Genomic DNA, 13122 nt, shown 5'->3' with positions numbered 1-13122 from the left:
ACCGCAGCAGTATACGGCCTGCGGGCAACCTGTTTGTCTGCTCCGTCCTGCCGGGCACAACTGGGCCGGGAGTCAGCCGCGCAGGTGAAGTTCTTCTTCAGAAAGCCTGGGCCGCCGGGGGCGCTCCCGTACACTCGGAGGGTGGGCAACCCCGTGCTGGAGTTCGGTATCCTGATCTTGCTTCTGCTGATCAACGGCTTTTTTTCAGCGTCCGAACTGGGGGTGGTGTCGGCCCGGCGTTCCCGGCTGGAGGCGGCGGCGGCGCGCGGCGAACGTGGAGCGGCGGCGGCCACCCGCCTGGCCGACAAGCCCGGGGCCTTTCTGGCGACCGTGCAGATCGGCATCACCCTGATCGGGACCATCAGCGCGGTCTTTGCGGGCGGCAGCCTGACCCGCTACGCCGAGCCGCTGCTGCGGCCCATCTTCGGAGACGCGGCCGGTACGGCGGCCAACATCGCGGTGGTGCTGCTCGTCACCTTCCTGTCGCTGGTGCTGGGCGAACTCGCGCCCAAGAACATCGCGCTGCGCAACCCCGAGGGCCTGGCCGCGCGGGTGGCGCCCTTCTTCGCGGGGCTGTCGGTCGTGGCGCGGCCGGTGGTGTGGCTGCTGGACATCACCACGCGCGGGCTGCTGGCCCTGGTGGGCATCCGGGGCGAACCCGCCGAGGTCATCACCGAAGAGGACGTGAAGGCGGTGGTGTCGCAGGCCGCCCGCAGCGGCAGTCTGGAGGAAGCCGAGCACGCCCGCTTCGGGGCCATGCTGCGCTTCAACGACCGCCGGGTGCGCGACCTGATGACTCCCCGTTCGGAGGCGGTCACGCTCGACGTGCGCATGTCGGTACCCGAGGTGGCGGACACGGTGCTGAGCGCCGACCACGACCGCTACCTCGTGCGCGACGAACAGGGCGAGGTGGTGGGGCAGGTGGCCGTCATCGACGTGCTGCGCGCCCTGCACACCGGACAGCCGCTCGCCGAGCTGGTGCGCCCGGCCGTGTACCTGCCCGAGTCGGCCTGGGCCGAGGACGCCCTGACGCGCCTGGAGGGCGAGGGACAGGCCCGCATGGCCGTCATCGTGGACGAGTACGGCGACTTCACGGGCCTGCTGAGCATCACCGACCTGCTGTCGGTCCTGGCCGGGGTCGAGGTGAACGCCCCCGACGAGGAGGGGCTGGTGCGCCGCCCCGACGGCAGCTACCTCGTGGGCGGCAGCGTGCCCATGCACGAACTGCGCGAGACCCTGCCCCTGCCCGAGCTGCCGCGCGAGGAATTCAGCACCCTGGCCGGGTACGTGCTCGACGTGCTGGGCGAGTTCCCGCACGTGGGCACCACCGTGCAGGTCGAGGGCTGGGAGATCGAGGTCATGGACATCGACGGGCCGCGTGTGGACCGCCTGCTGATCCGGCCCCCCCGGGGCGAAGGCGACGGCCCGGTCTTCGTCGGCCCGACCCACACGGTCTGAGGGGGGGAGCGCCGCGCGCGTCACAGTTGCCCTGCCCAGGTGCCGGGCGGTAGACTGCGTGGCTGAAATGCGCCCCGGTCCCGCCCCGCAGCGGGGGAGCCGGCGCGGCGTGGGGGAGACAGACATGGCAGAAAAAGATATCGACAAGTTGCTTTCGATGACCGACAGCAAGTACCGCCTTTCGGTGGTCACGGCCAAGCGGGCGCTGCAACTGCGCAGCGGCGCGCCCAGCGTGCTGCCTGTCGAGCAGCGCGTGCGCACCCACAACCTCGTGACCCAGGCCATGCGCGAACTCGCGACCGGTCAGCTCACGGTGGGCACCAACCTCATCGACGAGGGCCGCTTCCACCAGGACTACATGCGTCAGCGCCAGGCCCAGATCCAGGCCCAGCTCAACGCCGAGCGCGAGCGCGAACGCGACTGAGGTCGGAGCGCAGGAGGGGAACGGACCATCCGTTCCTCTTTTTTTATCTCTCACCTGACTCATAAATAGAGAATTAGATTATGAGACATAAGGACGCCCTGCTATCGCCTGGGCCGCCCTGGAGGAGACGCCATGAGTGCGCACCTGTCCGACCAGAACCTGATTCTCGATACCGACAGCTACAAGAGCAGCCACTTCCTGCAGTACCCCCCCGGCACCACGCGGCTGTTCAGCTACCTCGAGTCGCGCGGCGGGCGCTACCCGGTCACGCGCTTTTTCGGCTTGCAGTACATCCTGGACCGTTACCTCACGCGCCGGGTCACAGCCGAGATGGTCGAGGAGGCCCGCACGCTGATCGAGGCGCACGGCGAGCCCTTTCCCTACGACGGCTGGATGCGGGTCGTGAACGTACACGGCGGGCGGCTGCCGCTGGAGATCCGCGCGGTGCCCGAGGGGTCGCTGGTGCCCATCCACAACGTCCTGATGTCGGTGACGAACACCGACCCCGAACTGCCCTGGCTCGTCGGCTGGTTCGAGACGATGCTGATGCGGGTGTGGTACCCCATCACGGTCTGCACCCAGAGCTGGCACATCCGCCAGATCATCGGGGCGGCGCTGGAGCAGACGAGCGACCGCGCCGCCGAGGAACTGCCCTTCAAGCTCCACGACTTCGGGTCGCGCGGCGTGAGCAGCCGCGAGAGCGCGGGCCTGGGCGGGCTGGCGCACCTCGTGAACTTCCAGGGCACCGACACCCTCGAAGCCCTGCGGGTGGGCCGCAACCACTACGGGGCCGACCTGGCGGGTTTCTCGATCCCGGCGGCCGAACACAGCACCGTCACGAGCTGGGGCAAGGCGCACGAGGTGGACGCCTACCGCAACATGGTGCGCACCTTCGGCAAGCCCGGCGGCGTGTTCGCGGTGGTCAGCGACAGCTACGACCTCAAGTACGCGATCAACGTGCACTGGGGTGAGACCCTGCGCCGCGAGGTCGAGGAGAGCGGCGCGACCCTGGTCGTGCGCCCGGACAGCGGCGATCCCCCCGCGATGGTGCGCCTGGCCGTCAATGCCCTGGCCGCCAAGTACGGCACGACCACCAACTCCAAGGGCTTCAAGGTCCTCAACCACGTGCGCGTGATTCAGGGGGACGGCATCGACGAGCAGACCCTCGGCCAGATTCTCCAGAACCTCGTGGTGGACGGCTACAGCACCGAAAACGTATCCTTCGGGATGGGCGGGGCGCTGCTCCAGAAGGTGGACCGCGACACCCAGCGCTTCGCCTACAAGGCCAGTGCGGGCCTCGTGGACGGCGAGTACCGCGGTATCTACAAGGACCCCGTGACCGACCCCGGCAAGCGCAGCAAGGACGGCGTCCTCGATCTGGTCGAGGAGGGCGGGCGCGTCGTCACGCGGCAGTACCGCACCTTCGACACCGAGTTCCCCGGATCGCTCATGCGCACGGTCTACCGCGACGGCGAACTGCTCGTGCGCGACACGCTCGACGAGATCCGCGCGCGGGCGTAGGCCCGGGGAAGGTTTCTCCGGCGAGGGGGCGGGGCCGCGCCGTGGCCTGCGGCCCCCTCTTTTGGCCGACGCAACCTCACCCCCCGCAGGCGCGTACTGTGGAGCATGACCAAGCGTGACGATCCTTCCGGCAACCCGGACCTCACCCCCCAGGGCAACGCGCCCTCGTGGGTGGACGAGGTGCTGGGGGCCTCGGCCAGTCCTGCTCCGGCGCGGCCGGCCGGCCCCGACCTGAGCAAGGAGCGCCCCGCCCCGCCCCCCCCGCCCCGCCCGCCGCTCGAAGGCCCGGAAAACCTGCGGATTCCCGAGCCCGAGCGCCCCGCCCGCCCCGACGACTTTTCCAGCGACGACTGGATCGGCCGCATGACCGGGGGCGCGGCCCGCTCGTCCGGCCCCGCGCCGACCGGGCGGCCGTACGCCGAGCCGACCCACGCCGAGCCGATGCGCAGCGACTGGGCGCAGGGCGCGCCGCGTGACGCCTGGGGCGACCAGCGTCCGGCCATGCCCTACGCGGGCGGCCTCGCCGGGGGCGACGTGGCCCAGCGCAAGCTCATCGCGGGCCTGCTGGCAATTTTCCTGGGCAGCCTGGGCGTGCACAAGTTCTACCTGGGCATGAACCGCCCCGGCGCGTTGATGCTGGGCCTGAACGTCGGGGTCTGGGTCCTGGCGATCCTGCTGGGCATCATCACCCTGGCGGTGGGCTTCATCGTCACGCTGCCGCTCGCCAGCCTCGTGAGCTTCGTGCTGGGCGTGCTGGGTCTGGTCGAGGGCATCATCTACCTGACCAAGAGCGACGAGGCCTTCGCGCGCGACTATCTGGTCGGCAAGAAGGCCTGGCTCTGAGGGAGGCGGGGCGGCCTGCGACGGGCCGCCCCCGGGCGCCGCTCAGCCGTGCCGGGCGGCGAGTGCGGCGCCGATCACGCCCGCGTCGGTGCCGAGCTGCGCGCGGCGGATGGTGACGGGCGCGAAGCCCTGCGAGTACTCGTCGGCGGCGCGCTGCACGCCCTGGAAGAAGTAGTCGCCCACGCTGGCGACCCCCCCGCCGATCACGAAGACCTCCGGGTCGAGGGTCTTTTGCAGGTCGGCCAGCGCCGTGCCGATGTGCCGCAGCGCCTGCGCGACCACGCGCCGCGCGGCGGGGTGGCCCTGCTCGGCCAGCGAGAAGGCCTCGGCGGTGCTCACGTCGCGGTTCAGGGCGTAGCTCGCGTCGCGCGCGATGGCCGTGCCGCTGGCGACCGCTTCCAGCGCGCCGTCCAGGCCCGCGCCGCTCACGGGGCCGCCGGGCATGACCGTGATGTGCCCGATCTCGCCCGCGATGCCGTGGCGACCGCGCCACAGCCGCCCGTTCAGGACCAGCCCCGCGCCGATGCCGGTGCTGACCGTCACGTACACGCTGCTCTCGGTGCCGCGCGCCGCGCCCAGGTGCGCCTCGGCCAGGGCGGCGGCCTTGGCGTCGTTTTCCAGGACGATGCGCAGGCCCAGCCGCTCGCGCAGGCCGTCCACCAGCGGCACGTCGGTAAAGCCGTAGATGTTGGGCGCGAACTTGACGCGGGTGCGGTCGGCGTTCAGCGGTCCCGGCACCCCCACCCCGATGAGGCGGGCCCCGGGCTGCGCGGCCTGGAGGGCCTTGACCTGCGCGGCGATGGCGTCCAGCACGCCCTCCCAGCCGGTATCGGGCGTGGGCTGCACGTGGCGTTCCAGAAGCTGCTCGCCCCGCAGGACCCCGCAGGCGATCTTGGTGCCGCCCACGTCCACCCCGATGCTGATCTGCTCCGCTGCCGTCTGTCCTGTGGTCACTGCTGTCTTCCCGTCCTTTGCCGCCGTCTGCGGCGAGCCTGTCTTGTCCCGGCCCTGCGGCCCCATATGGGGGCTCGTCGGCCAGGAACCGCTTCCAGCGCGGTCTCCGGTTCCCACTGTAGCGTGCGGGGCGGCGGGGGCCGCCGGCGGGGCTGGCGGGGCGGCGTTACTCGCCCAGCAGGGCCAGCGCCTCGGCGAGCTGCACCTCGGGCACGTACAGGCCCACGTCGCCCAGGTAGCCGCCCGTCTCGATCTCGATGACCGGGCTGCTCATCACCCACTGAAAGGGCGTGCGGATCACGCTGACCACGCCGCCGGCCGACAGGGTGCGCCGCCAGCCCTCGGCCAGCAGCCGGGGCAGGGTGTCGAGGCGCACCCAGGGATCGCCCTGGTACAGCACGCGCTCCTCGAAGGCCGCGCCGCTCACGGGGCCGCGCCGCTCGCCGCGAGGTCCTGGCCCTCCTGCTCCTGGGCCAGCAGGCCCGAGAGGCGACCGCGCAGGTCGTCGGCCAGCGGCACCGGGCGCAGGTCGGCGTCTACGCGCACCTGCACCGTGCGGGCGTAGGCGCAGGGCAGACCGTCGGCCACCACGCGCGAGAGCAGCGTCCAGGAGGTGCGCCCGACGCGCTCGACCAGCGTCTCGACCACGACCGTCTGGCCGGGGCGGATCTCGTGGCGGTAGTCCAGTTCCAGCCGCGCGATGACCGAGCGGTCCTGGCTGGGCGGGACCCCGAGGTCGGTCATCAGGATCACGCGCGAGGTTTCGAGGTACTGCACGTACACGGCGTTGTTCAGGTGCCCCATGGTGTCGAGGTCGCCGTAGCGCATCTGGATGCCGGCGCGGTGGGCGGCGCTCCAATCCAGGCGGCCGAACACCTCCTCCGGGCGGGAGCGGGCGGGGTCGGAAGTCCTCATGCCCTTCAGTGTAGGGGCGGCGTATCTTCTGGAACGAATGGAAGACCACCGCGCGCCTTCGTCCTCACCGCTGTCTGCGGGCCGCCCCGTCGCCGTCCGGGGCAGCTGGCGCGGCCGCTGGCGCGCGTGGCAGCGCCTGCCCGTGACCCTCATCATCGCCAGCCTGCTGCTGGGCCTGGGCATCGTGCAGCTCGCCTTTCAGCTCGGCAACACCGCCTACCGCAGCGTCACCTGGACCCGCGAGACCCGCGAGACCCGCGTGCGCGTCGCGGCGCTCGAACGCGACGTGGCCGTCTTGCAGGACGCGGAGCGCTCGGCGTCCGATCCGGCCTACCTCCAGGAACTCGCGCGCTGCCAGGGCTTCGTGGGCAAGAACGAGACGGTCCTGATCGCCCCCGACGCGGCCCGGACGCCGGGCGAGACCGAGAACTGCGAACTGGTGCGCCTGCCCTGAACCCCGGCCCGGTCGACTCCGGGTCAGTTGAAACAAGTCGCAGCCAACCCTAAGGGCCGTTCCGGCCCGCAGGCCCCGGACGGTCCGTTATCGTGGAGGCATGTCACTGGTCGTTCTGGTCACGGTTCCGCCCGAGCGCGCGCACGAGCTGGCGCGGACCCTGGTGGGCGAGCGGCTGGCCGGCTGCGTCAACGTGCTGCCCGGCGTGCAGAGCATCTACCGCTGGGAGGGCGAGGTCGCCGAGGACCCCGAGACCCTGCTGCTCATCAAGACGACCGGCGAGCAGTACCCGGCCCTGGAGGCCCGCGTGCGCGCGCTGCATCCCTACGAGGTGCCCGAGATCGTGGCGCTGCCTTTCGACCGCGCCCTGCCCGAATTCCAGAGCTGGCTGCGCGAGGTGACGGGTCCGGCGACCTGAGGCGGACCACCTCGCGGCCGACCAAGAAAATCCCCCACCGCGAAGTGGGGGAAATTTATGTTCTGGCGGGCCCTGAAGGACTTGAACCCTCGACCTACGGTTTTGGAGACCGCCGCTCTACCAACTGAGCTAAGAACCCGCGTTGCCCGGCTGCTGCGCAGGCCTGAGCAGAGTAGCGCACCTGGGAAGCGGGCGCAAGTCTGCCCCCCGGCGGTCTCAGATCACGCCGCCGCCCAGGAACAGCCGCAGCAGGGCGATGGCGGTCACGACGGCGCTCAGGGTGGTGGCGCCCCGGTCGCGGCTCAGTGCGCCGAAGACCAGGCCCAGCAGGGCGGGCGGCAGCACCACGATCCAGTTGAGCCACCCGAACAGCGGCAGGAAGCCCAGCACGAGGCCCAGCGCGGCCAGGATGCCGAAGATCAGCGAGACGACTCTCATGCGTATAGGTACGGTGCGGGGGGGCCGGGGGTTCCGGGGCGGGTGGGGTCCTTCCGGCCGGGACAGCGCCGGGAAGGGCGTTTCCCCGATGCTCTAGGCTGCGGGGCGTGACCCGCAAGACTGCCGCGCCGCGCCTGCCCACCGGCGCGAAGGCCCGCGCCCCCCAGGTGCTCGGGGCCCTGGAAACGCTGTACCCCGACGCCCGCACCGAACTGGACTACCGTTCGCCCTTCGAACTGCTCGTCGCCACGGTCCTCAGTGCCCAGGCGACCGACGTGAGCGTGAACGCCGCCACCCCCGCCCTCTTTGCCCGCTACCCCGACGCCCACGCCCTGAGCACGGCCAGCCCCGAGGACATCGAACCCTACATCCGGCGCATCGGGCTGTACCGGGGCAAGGCGCGCAACCTCGCCGCGCTGGCCCGGCTGCTTGTCGAGCGGCACGGCGGCGAGGTGCCCGACGACTTCGCGGCCGTGGTCGCCCTGCCCGGTGCGGGCCGCAAGACCGCCAACGTGGTCCTCAGCAACGCCTACGGCTATCCGGCGATCGCCGTGGACACCCACGTGGGCCGCCTCGCCCGGCGCCTGGGCCTGAGTACCCAGACCCACCCCGACAAGGTGGAGGCCGACCTGGAGCGGCTCTTTCCGCGCGGGCGCTGGGTCTTTTTGCACCACGCGCTGATCCTGCACGGCCGCCGGGTGTGCGCCGCGCGCCGGCCCCTGTGCGGCGAGTGCGTCATGCGGCCCTTCTGCCCGCAGGTCGGCGTGGACCTCCCGGCGCCGGGCCGCCCGGCATGACCTGGCGCTTTTCGCGGCAGCTGTGGCTGTACCTCGCCTCGGCCTTCAGCTTCGGGCTGGCCCAGGCGTTCACGGCGCTGTTCCTGAACTTCTATCTGCGGTCGCTGGGCCTGGGGGCCGAGTGGCAGGGCCTCATCAACGCGCTGCCCGCGCTGACCCTGGCGGCCCTGAGCCTGCCGGCGGTGGCGCTGGCCCGGCGCATCAGCAACGCGCACACCCTCAAGCTCGGGGCGCTGCTCAGCCTCGTCGGGCTGGCGCTGCTGGCCCTGGCAGGGGGCGCGGGCCTCGCCATCGTCGGGGCGCTCGTGCAGGGGGCGGGGGCGGCCCTGAGCGTGGTCGCGGGCGGGCCCTTCATGGCCAACAACAGCGACGAGCGCTCGCGCATGACCCTGTTCAGCGTGCAGAGCGCCCTGATGACCGGCGCGGGCTTCGTGGGCAACCTGCTGGGCGGGCGCGTGCCCGAGGCCTTCGCCGCCGCGACCGACACGGCGCCGGACGGGGTTGGGGGCGCTGCGGACCGCGCTGCTGGTCGCCGCCGCGCTGCAACTCGCCGGGCTGCTGCCGGTGCTGGCCCTGAAACCCAGTGGTCGCGCCCGCGCGCCGGGCCGCTCGCTGGCGGTGCGCGACAAGGGCACGATGGCCCGGCTGGTCGCGCCGAACGTCCTCGTGGGGCTGGGGGCGGGGGCCACCATTCCCTTCCTGAACATCTATATCGAGGGCAAGTTCGGGATCAGCTACGCGGGGCTGGGCACGCTGTTCGCCTGGGCCAGCCTGGCGACGGCGGCCACGGCGCTGCTGCAACCCCTCCTCGTGCGCCGTCTGGGGCCCCTCCAGGCCGTGCTGCTGGTGCAGGCCAGCAGCCTGCCCTTCCTGGCGATGCTGGGCTTCGCGCCGTCCCTGTGGCTGGTCACGGCGGCGCTGTTCACGCGCGGCGCCCTGATGAACGCGGCGGGGCCGGTCTACAGCGCCTATGCCATGTCGGCGCTGCCCGAGGAGGACCGGCCCATGTACTCGGCTGTCAACACCCTGGCCTGGGACACCGGCTGGGCGGTCAGCAGCCTGCTCTCGGGGGTGGTGCGCGGCGCGCTGCCCTTCGGGACGGCCTTTAACGCCCTGTTCGCCTGGACCCTGGCGATGTACGCCCTGAGCCTCGTGGCGATCTATCTGGGGCTTTACCGTCCGGCCATGCGCGCGCCGCGCGGCCCTGCCGAGGCCGGCGCGCGTTAGACTGCCAGATGATGAGTGAGACCGGACCCCTTCAACGTCTGCACCGCGTTCAGGAACTCGACCTGAACCTCGACCGCCTGCGAGACGAGGAAGGCAACATTCCGGCGGACCTGCGCGCCGCCCGCGCCGAGCAGGACCGCCTGAACAACGAACTGGAAGACACCGAAATCTCGCTGGAGGGCGTCGAGAAGAAGCTGCGCGCCCAGGAGCAGGACCTCGCGGGCACCCGTGAGCAGATCAAGCGCGCGCAGGAGGAGCAGGACAAGAACGCCTTCGACGCCCGCGCCCAGAGTCAGTTCGGCAGCCGTATCCAGATGCTCCAGGAGCGCGCCGAGGAGATGGAAGAAGACCTCGTGCCGCTGCGCGAGCGCCGGCAGGAACTGGGCGACCGTGCGGCGGGCCTGCGCGCCGAGCACCGCGCCCTGCGCCCCGGCCTGGGCAGCCTGGAAGAGGCCGACGAGCGGCGCATCGAGGACCTGCGTGCCCAGGGCGAGGGCACCCGCCAGGAGCGCGCCGAACTCGTGGGCAGCCTGGACGCCCGCACGGTGCGCGAGTACGACGTGATCCGCAAGGCGAAAAAGGGTGTGGGCGTCGCCGAGGTCAAGGGCGGGCGCTGCTCGGCCTGCAACGTGGTGCTGCCGGTCAACATCCAGCAGAAGGCCGCGCAGGGCAAGCTTCCCCCCGTGAAGTGCCCGTCGTGCGGCCGTTTCCTGATCCGTCTGGACCTCTGAGGGCACAGACCCGGACAGGCGACGCGCGCCCGGCAGGGGAAACCCGCCGGGCGCTCCCGTGTCTGTGGGCGGGTCCCGGTATGCCCGCCGCGTCGCGGCGCTACCCTGACCTATGCCTCCCCTGGACGTCTACCGCCGCCCCAGTCCCGAACGCCTGCGGCTGCTGCTGTCGCTGCTGGCGATGCTGGTCCTGACCGCCGTATTCGGCCGCCGCCGGGGCGGTGAACTCGGCACGCGCGACACCCTGCGCCGCAGCGCTTTCGCCCGCGTGATGTTCGCGGACATCGGGGCGCTCAGCACCCTGGGCGCGCTGTATCTCGTGCTGGAGGGCAAGACGGCCGTGCGGGTCCCGGCGGCGCTCGCCACGCTCTTCGCCGGCAGCTTCGCGCTGCTGCCGGCGCTGGCCTACGAGGACTGGGCCGCGCTGCGGGAGCAGGAGGAGCGCAGGCGCGGCTGATCCCGCGCCCCGGCCCGGTAGACTCGGCAGGTGCTGTGGACCCGTCCCCTGACCATGCTTCAGCTTCTGGCGCTGCTGCTGGCCTCGGAACTGGTGCGCACCGGCTTTTTCGTGGCGGCGCTGCCGCTGCTGGGGCCGGGGCTGGGCCTGGGTCCGGCGGTGATCGGGGCGATGGTCGGGGCGCACTACCTCGCCGACGCGCTGGGCAAGGGGCCGATGGGCCTCGTGTCCGAGCGCTGGGGCCTGGGACGGGTGCTGGGCCTGGGCGCGCTGCTGGGGCTGCTCACAGTGCTGGGCACGCGGTTGTGGCCCTCGGCGTGGTGGGGGGTGCTGGCCTGCGCGCTGTGGGGTCTGGTCTTCGGGACGCTGTGGCCCGGCCTGATGAGCGTATCGCAGGCGCTGGCGCGGCCGGGACGCACTGCGCGGGCGCTGGCGGTCAGCAACCTCAGCGTGGCCCCGGCCATTCTCGCGGGGGTGCTGCTGGTCGGGCCACTCATCCAGGGCAGTTCGCGCTCGGGCTGGACCCTGCTGCTGGGCGCGCAGGGGCTGGCGGTGCTGCTGGCCCTGGGGCTGTGGCGGCTTCGCCTGCCTGCCCCGGAGACGGCGCGGCCGGGCGAGCCCCCGGTGCCCGGCCAGGCCGCGCCCCAGCCGGGATGGGGGCGTGAGTGGGGCCGGGTGGCGGTGCTGCTGCCCGCCGCCTTCGCGCAGACGCTGGCCCCGGGGCTGCTGGTCACGCTGCTGTACCCGCTGCTCGCGCACCTGGGGCTGGGGCTGCGCGACCTCGCGGGGCCGGGGCTGGCGGCGGCGGCGGCCTTCGCCCTGAGCCTGGGGCTGCTGGGCCGCCTCGCCGACCAGGTCCATCCCCGGCGGGCGCTGACGCCGGGGCTGCTGCTGCTCGCCGCCGTCTTCGCCCTCGTCGCCGTCTCTGGCGGCCCCGAGGTCCGCTCGCGGCTGTGGGTCGTCGCGCCGCTGCTGGGCGTGGGCTACGGGGCCTTCATGGCCGGCTGGAACGGGCTGGTGGCGCGCACGCTGCCGGCCCAGCACCGCGCCGCCGCCTGGGGCGCCGTCATGGCGGTCGAGTCGCTGGGGTACTCGGCGGGGCCGCTGCTGGGCGGCGCGGCGTGGCAGTTCGGCGGGCAGGCGGGCGTGTTCGGCCTGGGGGCGGCCGTGTTCCTGCTCACCGAACTGTATTACCTGTGGCCGGGGCGCGGCCTCGTGCACCGGGCGGGCGGGACCTGAGGGGCGCGCCCTACAGCGCCCGGAGCTGCGCGAGGACTTGCTCGGGGCGCACGGTGTAGTCGCTCGTCTTTTCCTCGACGTGGGCGTAGCGGATCACGCCTTCCTTGTCGATCAGGAACACGGCCCGGCCGCTGATGCCCCGGTCGTCGATGGCGACCCCGTAGAGCCGCGCCACGTCCAGGCGCATGTCGGCCAGCAGCGGCACGTCGATGCCGTACTCGGCCGCCCAGGCCTTGTGTGCGTGCACGCTGTCGCGGTTGATGCCCAGCACCGCCGCGCCCGCCTCGGCGAAGTCGTCCTGGCGGCCCGAGTACTCGGGAAGCTGCATGCTGCACACCGGGCTGAAATCCAGCGGGTAGAACACCAGCACGACGGCGCTGTGGCCCCGGTAGCTGCTCAGGGTGACGGCCTGCCCGGTCGAGGCGGGCAGGGTGAAATCGGGGGCCGGCTGACCGACGAGGCTCATGGCGTCAGGATAGCCTGCGGGCGTCAGGCGGGGGCCAGGGCCCGGATCGCCCCCGCCCCCGGCAGGCTCCGGGTCAGTCGCGCGCGCCCGTGACCCAGTAGCGCACCCGCTCGGAAATGTTCTCCATGTGGTCGCCGATGCGCTCCAGGCTGCGGCCCACGCGCATCAGGGTCAGGGCCTTGGAGATGTTGCGCGGGTCTTCGAGCATGTAGGTCACGAGTTCGCGCTGGATCTGCTCGTACAACTCGTCGACCTCGTCGTCCATCACGGTGGTCTGCTCGGCGCGGGTCACGTCGCGGTCGGCCAGGGCGGTGCGCAGGTTCTGGCTCATCTCGCCCAGACGCTCGAGCATCCGGCCCAGGTTGATGTAGCGCTTGAGGGCCGGCGACTGCGCCAGTTCGGCGCCGTCCTCGGCCACGTGCACGGCGTAGTCGCCCATGCGCTCGATGTCGGAGAGGCTCTTGAGGATCAGGGCCACGAGCCGCAGGTCGCGCGCCACCGGTTGGTGCAGCGCGATGATCCGCAGGCACTCGGCTTCCAGCGCGGCTTCCTGGGCGTCCACCTCGCGGTCGAGCGAGCGGATTTCCTCCAGGCGGTCGGCCTGTTCGCGCAGCAGCACGTCGGCCGCCACCGGCAACATCTGCTCGACGGTGCCGAGCATGTTCAGGGCACCGTTCAGTGCGGCTCTCAGGTCAGTTTCCAGGGTCTCACGCATGCTTGTAACCTCGGGCCACCGTAGCACTCGGCAAGTCAGGGAACGGTCAGGCTGCGGCCCCGGTC

At 72.0% G+C, this 13122-nt stretch carries 16 protein-coding genes, 1 tRNA gene and 1 pseudogene; 11 read left to right on the top strand and 7 right to left on the bottom strand.

All coding sequences use genetic code 11. From position 1 onward, the window contains the following. Positions 1 to 141 precede the first annotated feature (141 nt). The 4 genes from DGO_RS13535 (at position 142) to DGO_RS13520 (ending at position 4246) form a co-directional block, all read left to right on the top strand. On the top strand, positions 142 to 1458 hold the full coding sequence (locus DGO_RS13535; protein WP_014686078.1) for a hemolysin family protein: 1317 nt from the start codon (positions 142 to 144) through the stop codon (positions 1456 to 1458). Between the two features lie 124 nt (positions 1459 to 1582). Next, positions 1583 to 1882, top strand: a complete 300-nt coding sequence (rpoZ, locus tag DGO_RS13530; RefSeq protein ID WP_014686077.1) for a DNA-directed RNA polymerase subunit omega — start codon at positions 1583 to 1585, stop codon at positions 1880 to 1882. 132 nt (positions 1883 to 2014) lie between these two features. Further along, positions 2015 to 3403: a nicotinate phosphoribosyltransferase gene (locus DGO_RS13525; RefSeq protein WP_014686076.1), complete on the top strand. Its 1389-nt coding sequence runs from the start codon at positions 2015 to 2017 to the stop codon at positions 3401 to 3403. Positions 3404 to 3508: 105 nt separating this feature from the next. Then, complete coding sequence (locus tag DGO_RS13520) at positions 3509 to 4246, top strand: TM2 domain-containing protein (protein ID WP_014686075.1); 738 nt, start codon at positions 3509 to 3511, stop codon at positions 4244 to 4246. 42 nt (positions 4247 to 4288) lie between these two features. On the opposite strand, the gene DGO_RS13515 is transcribed toward DGO_RS13520, so the two are convergent. From DGO_RS13515 to DGO_RS13505, 3 genes are all read right to left on the bottom strand, one after another. Then, a complete protein-coding gene (locus DGO_RS13515) occupies positions 4289 to 5200 on the bottom strand; it encodes an ROK family protein (RefSeq protein ID WP_014686074.1) in 912 nt (303 codons plus the stop codon). Between the two features lie 166 nt (positions 5201 to 5366). Then, positions 5367 to 5627, bottom strand: coding sequence for a hypothetical protein (locus DGO_RS13510; RefSeq protein ID WP_014686073.1), 261 nt, complete (start codon positions 5625 to 5627; stop codon positions 5367 to 5369). Further along, complete coding sequence (locus DGO_RS13505; protein WP_050920817.1) at positions 5624 to 6115, bottom strand: acyl-CoA thioesterase; 492 nt, start codon at positions 6113 to 6115, stop codon at positions 5624 to 5626. Before DGO_RS13505 ends, DGO_RS13510 begins: the two co-directional genes overlap by 4 nt. A 37-nt stretch (positions 6116 to 6152) precedes the next feature. Between DGO_RS13505 and DGO_RS13500 the strand changes: the two genes are divergently transcribed. Further along, positions 6153 to 6569: a septum formation initiator family protein gene (locus DGO_RS13500; RefSeq protein ID WP_226991377.1), complete on the top strand. Its 417-nt coding sequence runs from the start codon at positions 6153 to 6155 to the stop codon at positions 6567 to 6569. Positions 6570 to 6669: 100 nt separating this feature from the next. Next, complete coding sequence (cutA, locus tag DGO_RS13495) at positions 6670 to 6987, top strand: divalent-cation tolerance protein CutA (RefSeq protein ID WP_014686070.1); 318 nt, start codon at positions 6670 to 6672, stop codon at positions 6985 to 6987. Positions 6988 to 7050: 63 nt separating this feature from the next. On the opposite strand, the gene DGO_RS13490 is transcribed toward cutA, so the two are convergent. Continuing rightward, positions 7051 to 7126, bottom strand: a tRNA-Trp gene (locus tag DGO_RS13490). 77 nt (positions 7127 to 7203) lie between these two features. Continuing rightward, entirely contained in the window at positions 7204 to 7425 is a 222-nt protein-coding gene (locus DGO_RS13485) for a hypothetical protein (protein WP_014686069.1), read from the bottom strand. A gap of 107 nt (positions 7426 to 7532) precedes the next feature. Here DGO_RS13485 and nth point away from each other — a divergent pair, with 107 nt between their 5' ends. The 5 genes and pseudogenes from nth to DGO_RS13460 all read left to right on the top strand — a co-directional run bounded on the left by nth (position 7533) and on the right by DGO_RS13460 (position 11876). Next, the gene (nth, locus tag DGO_RS13480; RefSeq protein WP_014686068.1) at positions 7533 to 8222 is read left to right on the top strand and encodes an endonuclease III; all 690 of its coding nucleotides are present in this window, start codon (positions 7533 to 7535) and stop codon (positions 8220 to 8222) included. Beyond that, positions 8219 to 9449 (top strand): annotated as a pseudogene (locus DGO_RS13475) (MFS transporter). The gene nth and the pseudogene DGO_RS13475 overlap by 4 nt, the downstream one beginning before the upstream one ends. Before the next feature lie 11 nt (positions 9450 to 9460). Beyond that, positions 9461 to 10180, top strand: coding sequence for a zinc ribbon domain-containing protein (locus DGO_RS13470; protein ID WP_014686067.1), 720 nt, complete (start codon positions 9461 to 9463; stop codon positions 10178 to 10180). A gap of 112 nt (positions 10181 to 10292) precedes the next feature. Next, entirely contained in the window at positions 10293 to 10637 is a 345-nt protein-coding gene (locus tag DGO_RS13465) for a hypothetical protein (RefSeq protein WP_043802483.1), read from the top strand. A gap of 30 nt (positions 10638 to 10667) precedes the next feature. Further along, positions 10668 to 11876: an MFS transporter gene (locus DGO_RS13460; protein ID WP_014686065.1), complete on the top strand. Its 1209-nt coding sequence runs from the start codon at positions 10668 to 10670 to the stop codon at positions 11874 to 11876. A gap of 10 nt (positions 11877 to 11886) precedes the next feature. On the opposite strand, the gene DGO_RS13455 is transcribed toward DGO_RS13460, so the two are convergent. Both DGO_RS13455 and phoU read right to left on the bottom strand, forming a co-directional pair. Beyond that, positions 11887 to 12342, bottom strand: a complete 456-nt coding sequence (locus DGO_RS13455; protein ID WP_014686064.1) for a peroxiredoxin — start codon at positions 12340 to 12342, stop codon at positions 11887 to 11889. A 73-nt stretch (positions 12343 to 12415) separates the two neighbouring features. Continuing rightward, positions 12416 to 13057, bottom strand: coding sequence for a phosphate signaling complex protein PhoU (phoU, locus tag DGO_RS13450; RefSeq protein WP_014686063.1), 642 nt, complete (start codon positions 13055 to 13057; stop codon positions 12416 to 12418). Positions 13058 to 13122 lie beyond the last annotated feature (65 nt).

Origin of the sequence: Deinococcus gobiensis I-0, assembly GCF_000252445.1 — a bacterium.
Classification (GTDB): Bacteria; Deinococcota; Deinococci; order Deinococcales; family Deinococcaceae; genus Deinococcus; species Deinococcus gobiensis.
This window is presented reverse-complemented; position numbering and strand designations above follow the sequence as displayed.